This window comes from Capnocytophaga sp. oral taxon 878, assembly GCF_002999135.1.
GTDB lineage: Bacteria > Bacteroidota > Bacteroidia > Flavobacteriales > Flavobacteriaceae > Capnocytophaga.
The window spans coordinates 2,504,107-2,527,467 of the sequence record NZ_CP027229.1 but is presented as its reverse complement, the minus strand read 5'-3'; the positions used below and the strand labels follow the sequence as shown (position 1 = coordinate 2,527,467).

At 40.3% G+C, this 23,361-nt stretch carries 21 protein-coding genes; 8 read left to right on the top strand and 13 right to left on the bottom strand.

The window, feature by feature from the left end:
- Positions 1-448: 448 nt before the first annotated feature.
- The 10 genes from C4H12_RS11525 to C4H12_RS11485 form a co-directional block, all read right to left on the bottom strand.
- Positions 449-1,729 (bottom strand): histidine-type phosphatase, encoded by a 1,281-nt coding sequence (locus tag C4H12_RS11525; RefSeq protein ID WP_106099045.1) that lies wholly within the window; start codon positions 1,727-1,729, stop codon positions 449-451.
- Between the two features lie 24 nt (positions 1,730-1,753).
- The gene (locus C4H12_RS11520; RefSeq protein ID WP_254424772.1) at positions 1,754-2,773 is read right to left on the bottom strand and encodes a porin; all 1,020 of its coding nucleotides are present in this window, start codon (positions 2,771-2,773) and stop codon (positions 1,754-1,756) included.
- Entirely contained in the window at positions 2,679-2,960 is a 282-nt protein-coding gene (locus tag C4H12_RS13920) for a hypothetical protein (RefSeq protein ID WP_254424771.1), read from the bottom strand. The genes C4H12_RS11520 and C4H12_RS13920 overlap by 95 nt, the downstream gene beginning before the upstream one ends.
- Before the next feature lie 11 nt (positions 2,961-2,971).
- Entirely contained in the window at positions 2,972-3,748 is a 777-nt protein-coding gene (locus C4H12_RS11515) for a phosphatase PAP2 family protein (protein WP_106099044.1), read from the bottom strand.
- Between the two features lie 295 nt (positions 3,749-4,043).
- Positions 4,044-5,009 (bottom strand): bifunctional diaminohydroxyphosphoribosylaminopyrimidine deaminase/5-amino-6-(5-phosphoribosylamino)uracil reductase RibD, encoded by a 966-nt coding sequence (gene ribD, locus C4H12_RS11510; RefSeq protein WP_106099043.1) that lies wholly within the window; start codon positions 5,007-5,009, stop codon positions 4,044-4,046.
- Positions 5,010-5,033: 24 nt separating this feature from the next.
- The gene (locus C4H12_RS11505) at positions 5,034-5,411 is read right to left on the bottom strand and encodes a hypothetical protein (protein WP_106099042.1); all 378 of its coding nucleotides are present in this window, start codon (positions 5,409-5,411) and stop codon (positions 5,034-5,036) included.
- Between the two features lie 31 nt (positions 5,412-5,442).
- Positions 5,443-5,823, bottom strand: coding sequence for a hypothetical protein (locus C4H12_RS11500; RefSeq protein ID WP_106099041.1), 381 nt, complete (start codon positions 5,821-5,823; stop codon positions 5,443-5,445).
- A 27-nt stretch (positions 5,824-5,850) separates the two neighbouring features.
- The gene (locus C4H12_RS11495; protein ID WP_106099040.1) at positions 5,851-6,810 is read right to left on the bottom strand and encodes a ribonucleotide-diphosphate reductase subunit beta; all 960 of its coding nucleotides are present in this window, start codon (positions 6,808-6,810) and stop codon (positions 5,851-5,853) included.
- Positions 6,811-7,125: 315 nt separating this feature from the next.
- Positions 7,126-8,181, bottom strand: coding sequence for an FAD-binding oxidoreductase (locus C4H12_RS11490; RefSeq protein ID WP_106099039.1), 1,056 nt, complete (start codon positions 8,179-8,181; stop codon positions 7,126-7,128).
- Positions 8,182-8,330: 149 nt separating this feature from the next.
- The gene (locus C4H12_RS11485) at positions 8,331-9,194 is read right to left on the bottom strand and encodes a hypothetical protein (protein ID WP_106099038.1); all 864 of its coding nucleotides are present in this window, start codon (positions 9,192-9,194) and stop codon (positions 8,331-8,333) included.
- A gap of 723 nt (positions 9,195-9,917) precedes the next feature.
- Here C4H12_RS11485 and C4H12_RS11480 point away from each other — a divergent pair.
- The 4 genes from C4H12_RS11480 to C4H12_RS11465 all read left to right on the top strand — a co-directional run bounded on the left by C4H12_RS11480 (position 9,918) and on the right by C4H12_RS11465 (position 15,644).
- Positions 9,918-13,205 carry a DUF2723 domain-containing protein gene (locus tag C4H12_RS11480; RefSeq protein WP_106099037.1) on the top strand — a complete coding sequence of 1,096 codons (3,288 nt, stop codon included), beginning with the start codon at positions 9,918-9,920 and terminating at the stop codon, positions 13,203-13,205.
- Complete coding sequence (locus tag C4H12_RS11475) at positions 13,205-13,831, top strand: hypothetical protein (RefSeq protein ID WP_106099036.1); 627 nt, start codon at positions 13,205-13,207, stop codon at positions 13,829-13,831. Before C4H12_RS11480 ends, C4H12_RS11475 begins: the two co-directional genes overlap by 1 nt.
- A 78-nt stretch (positions 13,832-13,909) precedes the next feature.
- Complete coding sequence (locus C4H12_RS11470; RefSeq protein ID WP_106099035.1) at positions 13,910-14,674, top strand: glycosyltransferase family 2 protein; 765 nt, start codon at positions 13,910-13,912, stop codon at positions 14,672-14,674.
- Complete coding sequence (locus C4H12_RS11465; RefSeq protein WP_106099034.1) at positions 14,634-15,644, top strand: hypothetical protein; 1,011 nt, start codon at positions 14,634-14,636, stop codon at positions 15,642-15,644. The genes C4H12_RS11470 and C4H12_RS11465 overlap by 41 nt, the downstream gene beginning before the upstream one ends.
- On the opposite strand, the gene C4H12_RS11460 is transcribed toward C4H12_RS11465, so the two are convergent.
- Genes C4H12_RS11460 through C4H12_RS11450 form a run of 3 tightly spaced genes read right to left on the bottom strand, consistent with a single transcriptional unit; the run spans position 15,618 to position 19,068 of the window.
- Positions 15,618-16,979, bottom strand: coding sequence for an O-antigen ligase (locus tag C4H12_RS11460; protein WP_106099033.1), 1,362 nt, complete (start codon positions 16,977-16,979; stop codon positions 15,618-15,620). The genes C4H12_RS11465 and C4H12_RS11460 overlap by 27 nt on opposite strands.
- Positions 16,976-18,145, bottom strand: a complete 1,170-nt coding sequence (locus tag C4H12_RS11455) for a glycosyltransferase family 4 protein (RefSeq protein ID WP_106099032.1) — start codon at positions 18,143-18,145, stop codon at positions 16,976-16,978. Before C4H12_RS11455 ends, C4H12_RS11460 begins: the two co-directional genes overlap by 4 nt.
- Positions 18,142-19,068: a beta-1,6-N-acetylglucosaminyltransferase gene (locus tag C4H12_RS11450; protein ID WP_106099488.1), complete on the bottom strand. Its 927-nt coding sequence runs from the start codon at positions 19,066-19,068 to the stop codon at positions 18,142-18,144. The genes C4H12_RS11455 and C4H12_RS11450 overlap by 4 nt, the downstream gene beginning before the upstream one ends.
- A gap of 293 nt (positions 19,069-19,361) precedes the next feature.
- On the opposite strand from C4H12_RS11450, the gene C4H12_RS11445 reads away from it, so the two are divergent.
- The 4 genes from C4H12_RS11445 (at position 19,362) to C4H12_RS11430 (ending at position 23,330) form a co-directional block, all read left to right on the top strand.
- Complete coding sequence (locus tag C4H12_RS11445; protein ID WP_106099031.1) at positions 19,362-19,772, top strand: SufE family protein; 411 nt, start codon at positions 19,362-19,364, stop codon at positions 19,770-19,772.
- Positions 19,753-20,073: an iron-sulfur cluster assembly protein gene (locus C4H12_RS11440; RefSeq protein WP_106099030.1), complete on the top strand. Its 321-nt coding sequence runs from the start codon at positions 19,753-19,755 to the stop codon at positions 20,071-20,073. Before C4H12_RS11445 ends, C4H12_RS11440 begins: the two co-directional genes overlap by 20 nt.
- Before the next feature lie 22 nt (positions 20,074-20,095).
- On the top strand, positions 20,096-20,989 hold the full coding sequence (locus C4H12_RS11435) for a DUF3078 domain-containing protein (RefSeq protein WP_106099029.1): 894 nt from the start codon (positions 20,096-20,098) through the stop codon (positions 20,987-20,989).
- A gap of 145 nt (positions 20,990-21,134) precedes the next feature.
- Positions 21,135-23,330: a GH92 family glycosyl hydrolase gene (locus C4H12_RS11430; protein ID WP_106099028.1), complete on the top strand. Its 2,196-nt coding sequence runs from the start codon at positions 21,135-21,137 to the stop codon at positions 23,328-23,330.
- Positions 23,331-23,361: the final 31 nt, after the last annotated feature.

The window sequence follows — 23,361 nt, the reverse complement described above, 5'->3', positions numbered from 1 at the left end:
GCGAATAATGCAAAAACCACCTATTCCCTATCTCCTAACTCCTTTCCCCTAATAATCAGCCCTTTCCGCCCCACCCTCTTGCCTCTTATCTCTTATCTATTACCTACCTTAAGCGAACCTATAACGAAGGATAAACGAACTATAAACGAAGGATAAATATTACTCCCTTGATTTCCAGCCCCTTCCCCACCCTCCCTCTCTTTACCAAATCCGCAACAAAATCCCTCAAAACCTACATTTTTCACACCCTTTCTCTAAATTTTCCCTATTTTTGTCAATTCCACTCCCCGCCTATTTCCTATCTCCTATGCCCTAACTCCTATGCCCTAACTCCTACCCCCTATCCCCTAAAAAAAGAACAGCCGTCAAGCACTACGCTTAACGACTGTCCTTCATCAATTCAATCCACCGAGATTTTTCTCATCTCGTATATCCTTAGCATATCATACTACTTAATAGCCTCATAAGCCCGAATAGCCTTATCAAAACGACCATTCACACTCTCCAAAGTGTACAACCCATCAGCATTAGCCGTAATACCTTTTAATTTCAAAGGAAACACCACCGGAGGGTTCTCCATATCCAGTAGTTGCACCTCACGTAGTTGCTCAGTAGTTTGATACACTATATTTACCGATACAAACTCCTTACCAGCCTTATCCACCCATTTCTCAAACACCAGCTTGCTACCTATAGGCGTCTTCTTCTCTATCGATTTCGGTAACGAATACTCCTCAATCTCCAAAGCAGCACCCACACTAGCTATGTTCGAGTCGTGCCCACACAAAAACGTGAACTTCCGGTTCTTAGCATTCAGCTCATCCTTCATATACACCAGCAAAGGGTGAGCCACATTCACCGCCACAATAGGAGCCGTGAACAGCACATCGCCATACACATCCTTCACCTTAGCTATCTTCTCCCATTCAGCAGCAGTAAGCTTATGCCCAAAACCCGCCTGTACAGGGTCTTTATCTTCGTAGAACTGCAAAATAAACGCATCCGAAGCCGAGTTAGCAAACTTTAACGACCCCTTCATATTAGGCTCATCACCCTTCTCAAGTATAAGTTTAGTATTATAATCGTCAAAGGCACACAGCTCACCCCCCTTACAAGCAGGCGAGTTCTTCAAGTCCAACACCTTTTCCAGTAGCTGATATGAATCCTTCAAGCCCTCATTAATACCCACTATACCTTTCTTGCCACCCATAGCAGCTATTTCCTTCATCGCCTGAGCCTTAAAAGCCTCACTGCTCTTAGTAAGGGCAGGGAAGAAAACAGGGTCCATCTTGCTGGGCGTAAACCTATGATGAATACGCAAATTAGCCAGCGGCATAAACCCCGATGAAAAGTACTGAGCCGTAGCCACCGTACGCTGCATACTATTAGCATAAAAATGCACCTCATCTACCGAAGGGGTAGCATTTTCAACAAACAGACCCTCATCTATAGTCCATTTCCTAAAAAACTGACCCATAATAGTCTCAAGGGCTCCACCCCGCAAGGTAAGCTCACTGGGCGCAGCACTCCATTTTATCCATTGGTGCGGCGTCATCTTTTGTAGCATACTACCATTCACCGATAACGACGAACGAATGTTATGCCTACTCAAAATAACCACCTCCTTAAGCTTATACTGATCCCGAAACGCCTGTGAGCGCTCCAACTGCGCCATTGCCAATAACGGACATAACAGCAGCAGCATCAAGTTCATTACTCTTATTCTCATTGTATAATCGTTTTAGTTTATGTATTAAAATTTAATTTGCAAGCGGGTTTCTATCAAGCTCAAATTAGTATCAGGCACTCCTGCTCTGTAGCGCACCCCAGTGTACGAAGTACGCACACGCCATATCATATACTTATTGATGTAATAGTTAAAAGTAAGCGAATAATCATTCAGCCTACCACCCCAAATACCCGCTTCTGCCTTCGATAGGTCGGTGTAGTTATAACCAAGTACCAATTCCAGCGCACCTGGTTTAGGAGTAGCAATACCACCATCTACATCAGTATAAGTATAAGGCGCGCCCTTCACTATAGTGCGGAACATACCATAAGCACCACTAGCATCAAAGTCCTTCACCCCATTATTGCGGTTCACATGTACATAATAGTACTGAGCTTCAATCCCAAAACGGTTGCGTGCAAACAGTAATTCTGGCGAGAATTTGTAAAGGAAAGTAGCGTTATCAATAGTAGCTTCCTGCGCATTTACCTTAGCAATACGAGTAGGGAAAGGAGTTTCCAATACATACGAGCTGTGGTTAAGTGCTGCCGTTTTGTTATACCGAGGGGTTTCCCAAGCCCCCGAAATACCTACGTGAAAAATCTTACCCTCTTCACGTTGTGGTCTATATAACAAGCGCGACATCATACCCACACCTTGATCGCCAGTAACAGTAGTGTTTTGCTTCATCGATTCGTTTTCGGCAAAAACACTCAGTGTACCCATAAAGTCATTTTTTTGGTGCAAAAGCATCAGCCCTATAAGCCTACCGTTAAAGAAGGCATTGTTACTTTGGGGTTCTTCCATTGATATTTTGAAAGAAGAGCTTGTAGCACTTTGCATCCCAAACTGATGCACGAAATAACCTCCGCGCAATAGCGTATGCTTGCTAAAAAGGTACTCTATCAATATATCCTTAGGCGATAGCTTATTAAAGGCATATCCTATATCAATCTTTGCCTTCCAATTGCCATAGCGCACTCCTAAGCCCATACGCACATCGGGTATGGCTACCCCACTTGCAAAACTTGTCCTTTTGTGCATCAGCCCCAAATACACCAGCATCCATCAAGATACGTCCCGAAGGTTTCACTTCTATCTTCTCTTCAGCAGGTGCAGCTGGTTGTATAGGTTGTGCAGGCACAAGTTCAGTAAGTGGTTGAGTATTATCTTGGGCAAAAGCATAGCCTGCCACCATTAAGGCAGCTATGCTAAATACTATTTTTTTCATAAAGAGGAGGTTTATTTGTTCACGCGTTCACTCTTTTTCACCTTTCCTTTTTTGTTAAGGGCGGCAAATTCTTTTTTAGCTTTTGCTAATTGAGCCATAAAAGCATCATTGGCATGCAAGCGTGCTACTACAGCACTTGCTACTAGCCTAGCAGCATCCACATCACTTTGGAAGTGATAACCACAAATCACACGGCTTTGTCCCATTTCGTACCCACGTTTAAGGATTTCATTTTGCCTATCAATGTTTATTTCGGCCAATACTAATGCAGTAGCCCATCCTATGGCAGTATGTCCTGAAGGGTATGAACCATTGGTTGAAAGTTCTTGCTGTTGCTCGGGGTTACAAGTGGTTTTTTCATAAAAAGCAAACGGACGTACTCGCATATAGTGCTCTTTTGCAGCACGTGTAGCAAGGTCGCCCGCATCTTCACGCATATTTACTACCAACTTGTAGATTTCAGGAGTTTCTTCCTTTGTAATCTTAATACCGAAAGCTTCGGAGAAGGCATTAGGCACGCCACTACCTCCTACACGCGCATCGCTTACAGCCTGATCGCCACGAGGGGTACGGCGTTGCATTAATCCCCATTGGTATTGAGCATCGTCATTAAGGAACAAGAGGCTACCAGGTTGAGGAGGAGGAGGAAGTAGTTCAAGACTATTGGCCACATCACCAATTTGTAAGAAGTAAAGGTCGGGGTTGGTTCTTACGTCTTTTATTTTTCCTTGGGCAAATGTAGCTGCCGAGATAGCCAGCAATGCTACAGACAAAAACATTTTTTTCATACAAAATAAAATTTAATTATTATTCTTCACTATAAAAAAAGAGCAATTAGTAATAAATAATCGCATTTTTTTATCTGACAAAGGTATAAAATTAAAATAACACTTCCGAGCTTTTTATGAAAGAATAACGTTAATTATGATTATATTAATTCACCAATACACACGTCCAAAGCGCGCTTTTTTCTGCCGTTCTCCTTTCTCTTGCTTTTCTACCTACTCCCAAAAGCTAAAACACCCGTAAAAGCACCAAAATAAGCGCTTTTACGGGTGTTAATTATAAATTGTAAATTAATAGTTATCTTCTTGGAGCTTTTACCCCACTGCCAAATTCTACATCGCTTCGGTAAATAAGTGTTTCGTCATAGAGGTTGGCATTTATGAACTGTTGCAAAGTATAGGCGCCTCCTTCTACTATGAGGCTTTGTATGTTACGCTGGTAAAGTATATCACATACCTGTTGGGGTACATCTTCTTGAAAGTTGATAGTTACAATTTCTGTTTGCTGTTTGTTTGTTACTTGTGTTGTCTTTTTATCAGTTATAAAAAGGGTAGGCACTTGGTCATTCCAGACCTTAAAATCATTAGGAGTACGCAGCTGCGGATCGATAATAACCCTTAAGGGGCTTTTGCCATACCAATTGCGTGTATCGAGTGAAGGGTTATCGGCTAGTACAGTACCTACACCTACTAATATAGCCTGTTCGGTACTGCGCAGCTGGTGTACCTCTTGGCGGGTATAGGCATTGGTAATCCATACAGGGGCAAGCTCTGTTTTGGTAGCAGGGGCTATATACCCATCGGCAGTTTCGGCCCATTTAAGGAAGATATAAGGGCGCTTTTTTAGGTGAAAGGTAAAGAATCGTTTGTTAAGCAATAAGCATTCATCTTTCATTACCCCCACAGTTACTTCACAGCCTGCTGCACGTAGTTTTTCGATACCTTGTCCGGCTACTTTGGCAAACGGGTCGGTACAGCCTACAACCACACGCGGTATACGGTGAGCTATAATCAAATCGGTACAAGGGGGCGTTTTGCCATAATGGCAACAAGGCTCTAAGCTCACATACAGGGTGCTTTCTGCCAGCAATGATTTATCTTTCACCGAGGCAATAGCACGCACCTCGGCGTGAGGCTCACCTGCTTTTTGGTGCCAACCCTCACCGATGATTTTCCCTTCGTGTACTATCACACACCCTACCATAGGGTTAGGGTAAGTGGTGCCAAGACCATTATATGCTAATTGAATACAACGTTTTATCATAGGGGTTAGGGAGATGCTAGTTTTTTACTTTTCGCTATCCTTTCCGATTCTATTTCTTATATATTTTACACATTTAGGCAAGTATGCTAGGGCTACAAATATCAAAAGGTAATACCAACCTTCTTTAAAAGCATTTACTAAATAAGAAAGAACAGTCTTTCCATAATAAATGCAATAGTAAATAAACAACACCAACAGAAATACAAATACGGCAAGTCCTAGAATAGGGAGGGCTGCTTCGGGATGGGAAATGCCTCTTAAAAGATACATCACCCCAATTGCAGCTGCTAAGCCCAATATCAGAGGGATAAAGAACCAGCGGTCGAGAATACAAATATACACAATACCTCCTATAAATGCTGATACTATAATTATAAAAATAATAATTGCTTTCCAGTTCATTTTTATTTAGGGGATAGGAGTTAGGAGACTTTTACTTTTTTTGGTTCCATCTATCTTTTATATAATCTATACATTGTGGAAAGTATGCTACTGCTAGAATGATCAAAGGATAATACCAACCTTCTTTAAAAGCATTTACTAAATAGGAAAACACAGCCTTTCTTACTTCTGTGTTAAAAATACAGTAGTAAATAAGCAATGTTAACAGAAACGTTAGCACCACGACTCCTATTATAGGCAAGCCAGCAGATGGAGAGCTAATACCTCTTAAAAGGTACATCACCCCTATTGCAGCTCCTAAAGCTATGAGCAGAGGGATAAAGAACCAGCGGTCGAGAATACAGATATATACAATACCTCCTATAAATGCTGATGCTATAATTATTAAAATAATAATTGCTTTCCAGTTCATCTCTCCTGTTTCCTAAATAATAGATCCTTAAAACAAATCGTTTTCGGTGATGCTCTTGTCGTGTTTGGTGTAGGCGGTAGGGCGTTTGGCAAAGAAATCATCAAGCTCATTGCTGAATACTTCTTCTTCAAACCACATCATAGGTTTTGCCTCATCGGCACTGATGTTAAAAGGCTTGGTGAGCCCGAGCTGTGTGAGGGAATCGTCAAGGCGATAACGCATATAGTTAGAAAGGTCTTTTTTGGTGAAAAACTCTAATTCGCCTTCTTCAAAGATCCAATCGAGCATCTTGTCTTCCAGAAGAATGTAGTTACGAATGAAATCGGTAGCTTCATTCTCGGCTATGGTTTTCATATCGGGACGTTCTTCAAAAATCTTTTTCAGGATATAGATACCTGCATTGGCGTGCAATTGCTCATCGATAGAGGTCCAAGCAATGATATTGGCTACGTTTTTTAAATATCCTTTGAAGCGTGTGAAGGATAAAATAGTAGCGAACTGACTGAACAGAGAGGCATTCTCGATGATAAGGGTAAAGAAGAGGATGCGCTCCATAGCGTTCTCACGGTTTTTAGCCAAATACTCTTTGAGGATGTTACTGCGCTCTTTAAAGATAGGCACTTCGAGTAGGTTTTCAAACTCGTTATTGTAGCCTAATACTTCGAGTAGGCGGGCGTAGGCTTCGCTATGGCGGAACTCACACTCGGCAAAGGTAGCGCCTAAGCCATTGAACTCTGGTTTGGGGAAGAGGTCGTACAAATCGCCCCAAAAGGTTTTTACCGATACTTCGACTTGTGCGATACCGAGCAAGGCACGTTTTACGGCTTCTTGTTCGTAAGGATCTAAGTTGGATTTAAAATCCTGAATATCGGCTGTAAATTCTACTTCGGAATGCACCCAAAAGGATTGGTGCATAGCGTTCACAAACTCCATAACCTCGGGATACTCAAAAGGTTTGTAGTTTTCGCGTTTATCAAATATTCCCATTTCTGTATGTGATTAATTTTTCTTAATATTTTATTGCCCTTGTGTGTATATGTGGGCGTGTTTATTTATTTCGGGTGCAAAAGTACAAAATAATTATCAATTAGCAAGTGATAGTTATCGGTAGTATTACGGCTTGGTTTTTGGCTTGGTATTCGCCTCTTTATCAGGTAGTTATTAAGCAAGCGCTCATAATAAAAAGCTTGCTATATGAACTGCAAGGGTTTTATTATCAAGGTTTTTTTATTATTTAAATAGAGTGGTTATTAGTGCAAATTATGGGGGTGCTAAAGAGAGAAAAAGTGCTTAGGTTGCTTTTTAGACAGAAGAGAGTCTTTTTTTGAATCGGGTAACGCACATTTCGGGGGGAATGGGTTTGCCTTCATACACTGCTTCATAAAGCACTTGGGCGCAATAAGGGGCATTGAGTACCCCGCGTGTGCCTAAGCCATTGAGTACCCAAAGTGTGGGGTGAAGGGGGTGTGCGCCTACCAGTGGACGCCTATCGGCTACGGTGGGGCGTAGTGCTGCCTGATGTGATATAATTTCGAAGGGGCAGGTAATCATCTGTTGTAGTTTTTCGATAAGGGTGAGTCGGGCTTGGTGGGTAATGGTTTCCTCAAGATCTTCGGGGTGGTAGATGCCTCCTACGGTATAGAGGTCGCCCCCAAGAGGTACTACACTGCCATCGCTTTTAAGTATGTGTTGCAGTTGGAGTGAGGGTGCGCTGAAAGTAAGGGTTTCGCCTTTGCAAGGGCGCATAGGCAGGGTACTAAAAAAAGGATTCTTACTGATGCCGCAACCTTCGCAGAAGACTATGTGGCGCGCCTCGACCCCCTGATATGCTACGTGGGTATTAAAGACTTGTAGGGATTGGTAATCAAAGGTTTTGGGATAGAAGAAGCCTTCGGCCTGCCAGCGTGTAAGGCAGGTGGTGAGGTAGGCATTGACGTCCATTCGGCCTGTATGTAGGACTTCGCCCAAAAGGTAGGGGGCAGGGACAGCGGGATTGGTAGGTGATACTAAGGCTGTACTGAGGTAGGGAGAAAGCAGGGGCTTATCGGAGGCGGTGAACCAGTTGTTTTGTTCTTCGACGGAAGTGAACTTGCGCAATACCGACATTGGGTAGGTAAAACTTGTGTGGGTATTGTTTTGGACTTGGGTGTAAAACTGCTGTGCGGCGAGCATAGTTTCGGCACTGCGCCATATAGGGGTGAAGCGTTTTAGTACAACGGGGTTATATACGCCATCGGCGATGTGGCTTGCCACTTGTGAGTTATCGGCAATGAGGCAGAAGGATTTTTGGTGCTGTTGTAATATATTGGCAAAAGTAACGCCAGATAGACCAGCGCCTACAATAATGAAATCAAACATCGGTAATTAAATTAATGAGGTGCAAAGGTAGTTATAATTTGGAGATTGAGCAATGGTGGAGAAGAAAAAAGCCTTATTGCGGTGTGCAATAGGGCTTTTTTGTAATAGTGGAAATGTGAGAATTTGTTTTAGTGTGAAAAAAAATAATGTTAGTATTTGTATTCAAGAGTTGATATAGGGGCGCCGGTAACATCGCGTTTTACAATTTTGGTAGGCTTATTACCATTTTTAGTAATTTCATAAGAATAGGGAGTGAATTTATTCACTATATTTTTAGACTGTTTTACGAAAAGGTCTTGATCTGTACCAAATTTAACATCTTGATGACCACGTATATTTAATCTTGCTAAATTGGCTAATAAGATGTATTGGTTATTAAGCTCATTAACAACGATAGTGTCATACTCAAAATTTTCTTCGAGGCGCTGGTAATTAATGGTTTCTATTTTTGTAACGTTGCCATTGTTATAAGTGTAAGTATAGGTGGCTGTACCGTCCTTAGTGTTCACTACTTTTAACGAGTTGGTATCGTACTGGAAGGTAACTGTCCAAGTATCGGCATTGAAATTATTACCTATACCTGTATTGATTTTTGAGGTAATGCGACCTTGGCTATCGGTAGTAACTATAAAAGTATCGGTTTGCCCATTGCTGGTAGAGGTTATTTTAGTGAGTTTGTTATCTTGATAGATAAATGTATATTCCTCATTAACAGCTCTGGCGCCATCTTGATAATTGTAAGTTTTGAGGTTTTTACCCTCGTAACTAAGTGAGTGAGTAACAGTACCATAGTTATTGGTTACTGTCCATCCTTTGAGCACATTATTCTCAACATTATAGGTAGTTGTTTCGGTTGAAACACCTGCTTGTGTAAAGATGGTTTGCTTAATAAAACCAGCGGGTACTTCAACAGGTTTTTCGGGTTGAGGAGGTGTAGGATTGTCTTCGTTTTTGTCTTTTTTGCAGGCTACCACAGTAAGGGCTGCTGCTGCTAGTAATACTAATTTTTTCATTGTTATAAGTAATTTGAATCATTAAACGGGGCAAATATAATGATTATTACTTACACAGGGTGTTAATTAAAAGTTAAACTTTTACGCATAAAACAGCTAAAACATAAAATCTGGAGGGTGATTGGGGAATAAAAGACTGATTGGTAGTTTATTAGCTGAGTTTAAACTTTAACAGAATTCATAAGGTAAGAGATAAGAGGGAAGAGGCAAGAGAAGGGGGTAGGAGATAGGGGATAGGGGGTAGGAGTGAGAAAAATGCAAAGATTAGGGGATTTTGTTGCGGATAATGCAAAGGGAAGGCGGGGAGGTGGAGGGGCTGAAAATCAAGGTAGTAATGTTTATCCTTCGTTTATAGTTCGTTTATCCTTCGTTATAGGTTCGTTTAAGGTAGGCAATAGATAAGAGGTAAGAGGTAAGAGGGTGAAGGTGTAATGGGGTGATTATTAGGAAAGAGGAGTTAGGAGATAGGGGATAGGGAGGGAGGAGGTGTTTTTTGCATTATTTGTAATTTAGGGGATAGGAGATAGAGGATAGGAGATAGATGGGGAGGGATTAGGAGATAGGAGTTAGAGATTAAGAGGAGAGGTAGAGGGATTGTAGGAGAATTATGGGGAGATGTGTGGGGATAAATGGATGATGTGAGAGAGGAAGTGAAAGAAGTTATTTGGTATTTGTAAATAATTTTGTACTTTTGCCGCTTGAAAAAACTATTATAAGTAGATAATGACTGAAAAGATTTTTGCTAAATACAATTTGATAGCTGGATGGGGCGTATTTGTTATTGCCCTAATTACTTATTGCCTTACTGTGGAACCTACGGTTAGCTTTTGGGATTGCGGTGAGTATATTGCTACTTCGGCAAAACTGGAAGTGGGACACCCTCCTGGGGCTCCGTTTTTCCAGATGATGGGAGCTGTACTCTCGGCTTTTGCTCCTAATGCTGATAAGGTGGCGCTGCTGGTGAACTTTATGTCGGTACTATCAAGTGCTTTCACGGTATTCTTTTTGTATTTTATTATCGTGAACTTTACTAAGAAGATTGCGATACGTGGGCAGAAGGAGCTTAGTGTGGCACAGACGATAGCTGTAATGGGCAGTGGTGCTGTGGGGGCGCTAGCATATACGTTTTCGGATAGTTTTTGGTTCAATGCTGTGGAAGCGGAGGTGTATGCTATGGCGATGCTATTTATGTCGGTAATGTTATGGTTGGGGATTAAATGGACGGACAGCCTTGATAAACCGCGTGGCAACCGCTGGTTGTTACTTATTGCTTTGGTAGTGGGACTTTCATTTGGGGTACACTTTATGGCATTGCTTACTATTCCGGCTATAGGGATGTTGTACTTCTTTAACAGTCATTACAAGAAGACTTTCTGGAATTTTATTATTGCTAACGTGGTATCGATAGCGATATTGCTACTTATATTTAAACTGATATTGCCTTATACGCTGGCTTATTTTGGGTATTTGGAGGTATTTTTTGTGAATAGTTTTGGGATGCCATTTAACTCGGGTACTATAATTGCGGGTATTACGGTGGTGGCGTTCTTCTATTTTAGTCTTCAGTATGCTAGTAAGAAGGGGTATGCGCGGTTGCAAACGGGGGTATTGTGCTTATTGTTTGTATTTATAGGTTTTTCGTCGTGGTTGATGGTTCCTATCCGCTCAAATGCTGATACGGTTATAAATGAGAACAGTCCGACTGATGCGCGCTTGCTTTTGGCGTATTACAATCTTGAACAATATCCTGAGACGCATTTGTTTTACGGTCCTATGTACTCGGACAAATATGCGGGGATGGATGAGAACAACCCTTATGAAGATGCTAAGCCTAAATATGAAAGGGATTACACTACGAGGCAGTATGTGATTGTGAACCAGTACAAGAATGCGCAGATGGCTGCCAATAGCAAGCACGAAGGGCTATTGCCGCGTATGTGGAGCTCACAGCATGCTGCTAACTATATGAAACTTACAGGGCCTTTGAGCTTTACTATTAAAGAAGAGGCTTATGAGGAGCCTAAGCTGGCGGCTTTCCTACAAGAGATACAAAAGCCTGCGAACTTAGAGAGAATGCCATTGGAGCGTTATGACCAGTTTTTGACAGACTACCGCGACTATATAGATGTGAAAAAGCCGAGCTTTTGGGAGAATATGGAGTATCTTTTTAAATATCAGTTTGGATATATGTATTTTAGATACTTTGCTTGGAACTTTATAGGTAGGCAAGACGATGTGCAAGGGAAGATGGATAATGACCACGGCAACTGGCTATCGGGGATAAACCTTATAGATGAGGCGCATTTGGGGTCGCAACAGTTTTTACCTTCGGATGTACTGAATAACAAGGCACGGAATACTTACTACTTTTTGCCATTGATATTGGGATTGGCAGGGCTGCTATTTATGTCGGCCAGAAGTGAGCAGCAAGCGTGGGTGGTGCTGGTATTATTTCTATTTACAGGATTGGCGCTGAAAATATACTTGAATGAGCGGCCGTTTGAACCACGAGAGCGAGATTATGCACTTGTAGGCTCCTTCTATGCTTTTGCTATATGGATAGGAATGGGAGTGTATGCTTTGTTCCACTGGGGCAGGAAGCTGATGCCTTCTAATACAATAGCTATTACTGCTGTAGCGCTATCGGCAAGTGTACCTGCTGTTATGGCATATCAAAACTGGGATGACCACGACCGCTCACAGAAATATTCGGCAGAGTTTATAGCTGATGCTTACTTAGACTCGGTAGCTAAGGATAAGGATGCTATGATATTCACGATAGGGGATAATGATACCTTCCTACTATGGTATGCCCAAGAGATAGAAGGCTACCGTACTGATGTGCGTGTGATAAACACAAGCTTATTACAAACAGACTGGTACATAGACCAAATGAAAAGACAAGCTTATGAGAGTTCGCCTATACCTGCACAAATAGTACATAAGCAATATGCACACGGAGTGCGTGAAGGTATCTATTACCAAAAGCGTACTGATAACCGTTGGAATATTAAGGATTTTGTGAACTGGGTAACATCGGACGACCCTGCAACACGTAGCGTACGTGGTAATGGTGAGGTGCAACAGACCTTCTACTACTACCCTACTAATAAAATACGTGTGCCTGTGAATAAAGAAAACGTACTGAAAAGCGGCATTGTAAAACCTGAAGATGCTGATAAGATAGTAGATTACATAGACATCAACCTACCAGGGGCTATTGATAAGGCGCGTATTGTAATGTTAGACATTTTGGCTAATAACGATTGGAAACGCCCTATATACTTTACCGGTGGTAGTATGGATGCAGCTGAATATATGTGGATGAAAGACTACTTACAGCTAGATGGACTTGTGTACAAACTTGTGCCTATTAAAACCGCTATAGATAAGAATCATCCTTACGATATGGGACGTATAGATACTGACCTGATGTACAACATTATAAAGAAATGGACGTGGGGTAATATGGGCAAAAAAGGTATCTATTTAGACCCAGAAACAAGGAAGAACAGTATTATATTCCGCGGTAATATAGCACGACTTACTGAACAGATGATAGCAGAAGGCAAGAAAGCTCAGGCTAAAGAAATGCTGGATATAGCAATGGCTAATATGCCAGTGGAGGGTTATGGTTATTACTTTACCCTTGACCCCTTTGTGCAAGGCTATTACCGCATAGGAGAGGTGGAGAAAGCCCGTGATATTGCCCGCCAAGTGATTAAGAAGTACAAAGAAGAACTGAATTACTATAACCACTTGCCTGTAACAGAAATGCGAGAAAGCTCATCTAAAATACAGTACTGTATAGACCGATATGGAGAGCTACTTGTGATAACTAAACCTTATGATAAGGAATTCTATGACCAAGAGTGGAAAACCTTTAAAGAGCAAGTGCGTCTATATATGGATGAGAAGGAGATAGATGTGTACTTTGAGGAAGCTGCTGCCGATACAACTAAAACAACACCAAAGGCAGAAGCTACCGCTGATACTTTGGCTGCTGAGTAATGCGTTACTTTAGTTATATTATATCATTTTTTACGCACCCTATATGGCTGCCTATATATGGGGCAATGTTGGTTTTTTCTTACATACCTTTTACATTGCCAATGGAGGCAGTGCGCTTTAGCTGGTTATTGCTACTGCTCATTACTGTGGCGCTACCTATATTGGTTTATCTGCTATTATTTGTTTTGAGGTGGATAGAACACCCTTTTGTGGTGAGTGCTGAAAAACAGAAATGGCTGCTGTATGGGTATATAGCGATGCTTTTGGCTGTAGCCTTTGGCATTACCCCTATGAATAATTACCCTATATTGTACTTTTATATACTGAATTTGCTTATAAGCTGCTTTATTATTGTATTTATGCAGTTTTTTAAAGTACGAGGTAATATATTTGTAATGGGAATAGCCGCCCTTACAACCTTCACTATACTGTTAAGCATCCTATACGAAAAAGAAATGACTTATCCTGTGGCTTTGTTCATCTTTTTGAGTGGAGGAAGCTTCACAGCACAAAGCTACTTTACCCACGAACCTATGCGATGGCTGTTTGTAAGCTATCTTGCCGGTATGCTACCACAACTATCACTGTTATTAGTATTTAAGAACTTACTGTTTGGAATGCAGTGAGTACTGAGATGTTTTTTAGCAGAGAAAAACAAAGTAGCTTATAAAGAGAATTGATGTTGTAATTTAAATAAAAAGCAAATGGAGATATCAGTAGTTATTAATACTTATAATGCAGAAAAACACTTAGCTACCGTGTTGGAGAGCACTAAGGACTTTGATGAGGTAGTTATCTGTGATATGCACAGCACTGATAACACTATTGCTATAGCTCAAAAATACGGCTGCAAAATAGTGTATTGTGAGCGCTATCCTTATGTAGAGCCTGCTCGGAATTTTGCTATTGCACAAGCTACTCATAATTGGGTACTTGTAATAGATGCTGATGAAACTGTACCTGAAAAACTAAAAAACTACCTCTACCAACTGGCAGAAAAGCCTGAACTTGGTGGAGTTTATATCTCATTTAAAAATTATTTTATTGATAAGTTTATGCGTTCTGCCTTCCCTGATTTCAAGCTGCGCTTTTTTAAGAAAGAAGGGGCGGACTGGTCGGCTGAGATACACTCGACTGTTAAAGTAAAGGGTGAAGTTATCAAGCTACCACGAGGGCGCAAAGACTTAGCTTCTGAGCATTTGGCTAATGACTCGGTAGCTACCATCCTTAACAAAAATAACAACTATAGTACCCAAGCAGCAGAACGACATAAAGGTAAGAAAATAGGGTGGATAAAGCTGCTATTTTCTCCTTTGTTTTGGTTTGTAAAATACTATTTTATTAAGAAAGGATGTTTAGATGGTAAACGAGGTTTTATATTTGCCGTACTAAAAGCTCAATACAAATTTTCTTGCTTAGCAAAAATTTATGAATATCAACAAACACATTATTCTGGTAATGCCTCCTGATTTTGGGGTATATAAAGTGATAGAAGAGAACTTAAAGTATATGGGCTTTAGTCGTGTAACTGTGCTTGCACCTACCTTTAGCTATAAACTAAAAGACAAGGTTATAAACTTCATTCAAAAAACTATTTTCCAGAATAAACAATACAAAAAACAGCTGATAGACTCCTATTATGCTACTACAGTACGCAAAGCTTTAAGTGGATTGGCAGCAGGCAGTGTGGACTATGCTATTATAATTAGGCCTGACAAGTTAGACCTAAAAACTATTAAGCTCATACAAACTGTTGCTAACAAAGTAGTTGCCTACCAATGGGACGGGTTAACGCGTTTTAATAAAGTATTTCAAACAATTCCTCTTTTTGAGCGCTTCTTTGTTTTTGACCCTAGTGACTATAATCATTACAAAGAACAATATCCAAATATACTACCTTGCACTAATTTCTATTTTAACATTCCAGAAGATAATAGCTCTCCTAATGAAGGTGAAGTTTTATATGTAGGGGTTTATTTAAAAGACAGAATAGATTCTCTTTTAAGAATAGTAAATGAATTGAGTAAGTATAATAATATTACATTTAACATAACCCTCTTCAATGGACGAAAAACTCCTCCGCTAACTCATCCTCATATTAATTTTTCATCTAAAGGAATTAGTTTCTCTCAATACTTAGATATTATGAAAAAAGCAGCTATTTTATTAGATGTAAAAACAACAGAACACAATGGCTTATCTTTCAGAATCTTTGAAGCTCTTAAGTATGAAAAAAAACTCATCACAGATAATAAAGATATAAAACAATACGATTTTTATCACCCAAATAATTTTTATGTAGTTGAAGATAATAATTTTGAGGGATTCAATGAGTTTTTGAGAAGTGAATACACTCCTTTAGCTAAAGAGATAAAAGAGAAGTACAGCTTCTCTAATTGGGTAAAACATGCATTAGGATTTGAATCGGGATGCAAATAAGATAAAAATAAGTAAAGGCATAAGTATATAAGTAGATTCAAATGTATGAAAAAGTATATCAGTATTCATAATAGGCAAAAAAACAAGTAATAAATATTGTTTGATTGTATCTTTAGATAACATTATTGCTCCTAACCAACTAATAAAGAGGCTTAAGCCTATAATACCTATATCTACTAATATGGCTACAAAATCATTATGTACATAACCTACAAACCCATCCATTATATACCGTTGGTATCCAGAGCCATTGCCTATCCATAAATTACCTTCTTTTATTGCCTGAAAGGCAGTGGCATATAATTGATTGCGAATAGGGTCAGAAAAATAAGCGGTATGTGTGATTAGATAGGCTACTATCCCTATAGCTACAAGCCCCACACCTACAAATAACCCATACTTCAGCCTTTTGCTAAATAGGTGTGCTATTGATAGATATACAAAGAAAGCTATTACTACAAAATAAGCAATAATATTTACCCTTGCCTGCATCATAAATATAAAGCAAAAAAGCAAAAGTGCATAGGCTACTATTTCAGAGGTAGTGATAATAGTGTGGTACTTCTTCCATAAGAAAAAACCTAATCCTCCTATTACTAAGATAATCCAAGATAGAAAGCTAGGGTGCTTAAACCTTGTCCAAAACAATATCTCATATAATGAAAATCCTTCATTGTCTGAAAGATATCCTTTATTCAAGGCTAAAAAGCTAAAAAAAGGTTTAGTTCCTTCAGCACTTATAGCAAAGCTATAAAACACTACATTGGCTACTAATAAAAGTAAAAATCCCTTGAAGCAAATAGCTATAAAGCTCAATTGTTGGCGTTGGCTTACCGAAAAACCTAACAGAATAATAGGAATGACCAAAAAGAAAACAATACTTTCTCCCTCAAATAGAGTTTTCACCCCATAATCAAAATATTTAGCCCATAAGAGACCTATAATTTTGAAGATAATAAAACTAAAAAATACTATAGTAAGAACCGTTGGTTTTATAAATTGCCGGTAAATAATACCATACAAAGCACACAAAAAAAGAAGTAAAACATCCAAGCGGAAAGTGATTTTGTGTTTGTATGTCCATAGTATAACTACTCCACAGGCTACTATAGTAATAACATTTCGCAGCCAATCTCCTTTTTCAAATAAAAAACGATGGTTTACATATAAAAATGATAAGATGATAGCAATATCATATAGAAATACGCTATAAAATAGTATATTTTGAGTGCTTTTATCCCATACTGGTATGTTTATTTGTAAATATATAAACGCAATAAGCAGAGGTAGTAGAGCAAGTAATAAAAAATAATTCTTTTTAAAAAAACGCATCATTTTGTATCTGTTATTTTTTGATAGTATAATAAACTACTTTCAATAGTCTTTTCAAAATTATATTGATTTTGAATTGTTTGCAACGCTTTCTCCGCAATAGTTTTATTCAAAGTTTCATCCTCAAATAGTTTCGTAATATACTCATAGTATTCATCATCATTCTTAGCTATAAAACCATTTTCTTTATGGGTTATAATATCTCTAAATGAAGGAATATCTGCAGCCACCACTGCCTTACCAATAGCCATTGCTTCACAAAGGGCTAACCCAAAGGTCTCTCCTCTAGAAGGAAAAATAAAAACATTTGCTTTTTGTAAAGTTTTTTTCAATTCATCACCTTCTAAAAAACCATAATCTACTACATTCTTTATTTCTCCTAAGTTATTTTTTCTTAAATAATCTTTATAACCTTTCCCTATTATATGTAAAGTTGTCTTTGGATTTTTTTTAAGTAGCTTATTGAAAACACTCAGTGCCGTATCAAAACCTTTTTTTAATGTAACAGTACCAAAAAAGAATACAGAAAAAGGAATCGTTTGAGAAAAGTCTTGCTCACCATAGCAAGCTACTCCATTGGTGATTATAGTTCCTTTTTTGCTAAATGTTTCTTCATACATTAACTGAGAACTTTTAGAAACACATATCAGATGGGAGGCTTTTTTCAAAGCTTCTCTCTCTATTAATGATACTCCTAAAGAAGTATTGTATCCAAAATATTTATTCAATATTGTATAACATCCGTGTGCTCTTACCACATAAGGAATATGCAATTCATCTAAAAACAAAGAAATACCATTCCAATCATGTGTCTCTATCACATCAGGATGAATATCTTCTTTCTTCAGAAACCTTTTAAGTTCATTAGTAAGGTGTCTAACCTCCTTCTTCAAGAAAAAAGCCTCTAAAGCAGCTATTTTAAGCCTCTTGCCTATCGACCTAAAAAGTTCTTGTACGAAATGTTTCTTAAAATAGTTCTTTTTCAAAAGGCAGATATGCAAATTACCTTGCTTCTCTTCTAGCGCCATACTACTATTCCCAAAAACCACCACTTTATATCCTTTTTCTAACAGAGAAGATACATATTTTGTATAGAAGGATCCCGTCCCGCCAGCAGCGGGCTGTTTATTATGTAAATATTCCTGAGTAAAAATTAAAATAGTTTTCATAAAATATTTTTATCCAATTCATCCAAAATCCCCTCATCTACATCCACATCAAATTTCCTAGCAAAAAACTTTCCTTTTTGTAACCTAAGCTCACCAAAATCTTCTCTCTTAAAAAGCACAGGCAAAGGCACCCCCTTGCGTTCCCAATTCACATAAGTAAGTGAAGGCTTTATCGCACTATGTTCAATATTAAGCAGTATCGTATGAAAAAAAACCTCATCCGATGAAGAAGTATATTCATAATATAACTCCAGCTCCCTACTATGCGCCCGTATGTAACCAAGCACCTCATAAAAAGTAGACTCACAAAAAGCCCAAAACTGGCTACCAGCATACTGCTGTGCAAACAGAGGCTCACGCTTAGGCAGCCTACATAATCTCTTAAAATTCCCTACCGAAAGCCTCCCTTTAAGCAGATGCCACAAAGTTCTACCCTTCTGGAATAAAGAACTATGATAAAAAGGCGCATAACAATTACTATCCCCCCTACGGGTAGAATGCAAAATATGATAATGCTCCACCTTATCCTTCACCATTTTAGCCCTCCACTTCTCTTCCAGCGGCAGGTAATCTATGAAATTAGTATCCTGATGTTCCTGCAAATAAACATTAAGGCTTTGTGCATCAACTATAGGGTAATCCTGCCCACTCATCAAAATAAAAAACCCCTTACTCCCCAGCTGCGCAGCCTCTTCCATAAGCCGAATAGTAGCCCGCACTATCGAGAAATCCCCCCATACACAACGCTCCCTTTCCCTCAATAGCACTATATCCCTCCCTTCCAGCAACGCCTCAAAAGGTTCAATAGCAGCATTAGCATCTATATGGATAAAGAACTTTGCCTGCCCATCATTCAGTGCATTCACCATCCGCGCAAGCTGCTGCGGGTTTTTATGGGCAAGTATTAAATAATTTTTCTGCATATATAAAGCCTTTAACCTTAAGGCGCAAAAGTACAAAATAATTTCTAAACCACAAATTCTCCACCCATCTCCTACCCCACCCCCACCAACCCCCAAAGCACCCCCTATCCCGAACGAACGAATAACGAAGGATAAACGAACTATAAACGAAGGATAGTTAGCAACCTGGCACAGCTGAGTATCTCGCGAAGGATAGTCACCTCCTTTCCCCACCTATCTCCTATCCCCTATCTCCTAAAATTTTGCTATTTCAGAAATTATTCATACTTTTGCGCCCTCAAATTACATCAGTAATGACTATACAAGAAACTCAAAATGAACTGATAGACACCTTCGCCCTGTTCGACGACTGGACCCAACGATATGAATACCTTATCGAACTCGGACGCGAATTGCCCATCATCAACCCACAATATAAAACCGACTCTCACCTAATCAAAGGATGCCAAAGCCAAGTATGGCTACACGCACAGCTCAATAACGGCAAACTAACACTCACCGCCGATAGCGACGCCATTATAACCAAAGGAATCGTAGCACTCCTTGTACGCGTCTTCAATAACCAAACCCCTACCGATATCCTACAAGCCGACCTTAGTTTTATCGATAAAATAGGACTAAAAGACCACCTTTCACCCACCCGCGCCAACGGGCTGGTTAGTATGATCCAAAAAATAAGAGAGTATGCAAGAACTCAATCCTGATGCCCTAGGCGAAAAAATCGTAGAAGTACTCAAAACCATCTACGACCCCGAAATACCCGTCGATATATACGAACTCGGACTCATTTACGACGTATTCGTGAACGAAGACCACGACGTGAAAATACTAATGACACTCACCTCTCCCAACTGCCCCGTAGCCGAAGTACTCCCTATGGAAGTAAAAGAAAAAGTACAAAGCATTGATGAGGTAAACCAAACCATTGTCGAAATCACCTTCGATCCCCCTTGGCATCAAGATATGATGAGCGAAGTCGCTAAACTCGAACTCGGATTTTTGTAACACTAAATAATAAATCACTTTTATGAAAAAACTTTTGCTATCAGCCCTTGCGCTGACCTCAATGACCCTCTTCGCTCAAGAAGAAGAAACACAACAAGTACAACCTCAAGAAACCGCTACTCCTCGTTGGACAAAAGGCGGGAACGCATCCCTTATGTTCTCCCAATCAGCCTTTAACCACGATTGGACTGGAGGAGGTACCAATAACGTTGCCGGTAACCTAGCCATCAGCTACGCCTTTAACTACAAAAAAGACAAATGGGCGTGGGATAACAACATCTACATCGATTACGGCTTAACCAAATTGCAAGACGATAAATTCACTCGCAAAACCAACGACCGTTTCGAGATCAACTCAGTACTCGGTAAGCAAGCTACTGAATTCTGGTACTATTCACTATTCTTAAACTTCAAAACCCAACTTACCGACGGCTACAAGTACACCGCTACCGATCGTACCCTTATCAACAAACTCCTTTCACCAGGATATCTACAATCAGGTATCGGTATGCTTTGGAAAAAAAGCGACAACCTAAAAGTAAACTTAGCACCTGTTACCGCCAAAATCGTAACAGCTCGCAAGCAGTTCACCTCACCTACCAGCGCCAATTACATCGCTAATTTCTACGGGGTTGAAGATAACAAAAACATCCGTTTTGAGCTCGGTTTCTCTGCCAACGCCTACGCCAAATTCAACATTATGGATAACGTATCGTTAGAGAACATCCTATCTCTTTACAGTAACTACCTCGATAAACCACAAAATATCGATATCGATTACACCCTTAACGCCGTACTTACCATTAACAAGTACCTATCAACCAACTTCACCTTCCAAGCCATTTATGACGACAATGCCGCACGCGCTGTCCAAATACGCGAAGTATTCGGCTTAGGCGTGAACTGCAAATTCTAAGCAGTAACATAACGCACAACAATACACTTTGCCAAAGGCAATAGCCCACAAAGCTATACCTTTGGCAAAGTTCTTTTTTACCCCCCACACCACTTGCCCAATTCTTTAATAATACTTATCTTTGCAGCCTATAAATTTAAAAATTATGAAACACTTCATCCTTATAACATTAGCATTTATCTCCGCTTGCACACAAAACACACAAGTAACCCAAAATGATAAAGCAGAAAGCATCCCATCACTTACCGATTATGTGAACCCCTTCATAGGCACCGATGGCACAGGCAATACCTACCCCGGCGCCACCACACCCTTTGGAATGGTACAACTAAGCCCCGATATAGGCATCCCCGGTTGGGACAGGATTTCAGGCTACTTCTACCAAGACAGCATCATAACAGGCTTTTCACACACCCACCTCACAGGCACCGGTGCCGGCGATTTGTACGACGTGCTCATTATGCCCACCAACAGCCGTTTTAACAAGCGAATCCCCGAAAACAATAACAAACCCTTCTCATACTTCTCACACAGTAAAGAACAAGCCACAGCAGGCTATTACACCGTCGATTTGCTTAGCTACGGCATCAAGGCCGAACTCACCGCCACACCACGCGTAGGCATACAGCAATACACCTTCCCCCAAGATACCAACTCCAAAATCACTATCGATTTAGCATACCATATCAATTGGGACAAACCCACCGAAACCCACCTCAAAGTAGTTGATGATACCACTATTGAGGGCTACCGCTTCTCCACCGGCTGGACACGTAACCAAAAAGTATACTTCGTAATAAAACTGTCCAAACCCTTCACCAACCACCTAATTACCGAAGAAACCATAGAAGGAAAAAAACAACCAGCACAGCTCACCCTACAGTACCCCACCACCGAAGGAGAGCAAATAATAGTCAAAACAGCACTCTCTATGCACAGCATCAGCGGGGCTTATACCAATATGCAAGCCGAAGCCACACACTTCAGCTTTGCACAATACCGCGAGGCAGCCCGCCAGCTATGGCAAAAAGAACTACAAAAAATCATTATTGAAGAGGCTACCGAGAAAGACAAAACCATCTTCTACACTATGCTCTACCAAACAATGCTCGCCCCCAACCTCTACTCCGATGCCGGCGCACCCCCACGTTACGACACCTTCTCACTCTGGGATACTTTTAGGGCAGCACACCCCCTATACACCATACTACACCGCGAAAGATCAGCCGATTTTATTAGCAGCTTTTTACAGCATTATAAAGAAAACGGCGAGCTACCCGTATGGAGTATGCAAGGCGGCGAAACCAATATGATGATAGGCTATCACGCCATCCCCGTCATAGTCGATGCCTACCTAAAAGGCATCCCTATGGATGTGAATACAGCCTATCAGGCGTGCAAAGCCAGCGCTATGAGTAACAAGCGCCAGATTGATTTGTACAAAAAATACGGCTACGTACCCTATGACCTTGATACTTCCGACGAAAACTGGTCAGTATCCAAAACCCTTGAATATGCCTATGACGACTATTGTATGGCACAATTTGCCTACGCACGCCTTAATGAAGATATAAATTACCTTACCGATGCCAACTACTTTGAAGCACGCTCCGAGAACTGGAAAAACCTCTTTGATGAGCGCACCCAGTTCTTCCGCCCCAAAAACTCCAAAGGCAAGTTCCTCACCCCTTTTAACCCTAAGGATTACAGCAAATACTTCTGTGAGAGCAACGCTTGGCACTACCGTTTCTTTGTACCTCATAAATTAGACATCTCCGATGATTTTATACGCAAAATGGGCGGATGGGTAGCCTTTGAGCAAAAGCTGGACTCACTGTTCACCTTGCCTGTTACCCCCGATGAGAAGCTGCCTATTTTCAGTACCGGTATGATAGGGCAATACGTACACGGCAATGAGCCTTGCCACCACGTAGCATACCTTTATAACTTTACACCCCACCCTTTAAAAGCAGGCGAGCGTGTACAGCAGATATTAAAAACACAATACCACAACACCCCTGCTGGGCATTGTGGTAATGAAGATTGTGGGCAAATGAGTAGCTGGTATGTACTATCGGCATTGGGCTTTTACCCTATAGATCCTGCCAATGGTAAGTACTATTTGGGCAAGCCTTTATTTAAAAAAGCTACTATACACTTAGAAAATGGCAAGAAATTCAGTGTTCTTAGGAATACTATTTCCGAAGAGTATTTTACCATATCCCCCGACCCCGATATAGATGATAAGCTTATCATAAACCAACCTGCTGATTACAATAAAGCTCCTGTGCGTTACCTTACCTACAAGGAGATTATGAAAGGCGGTAAAGTTGCCTTTTAAGCACTAAAGTACTTTTATAAAATAAATGCGG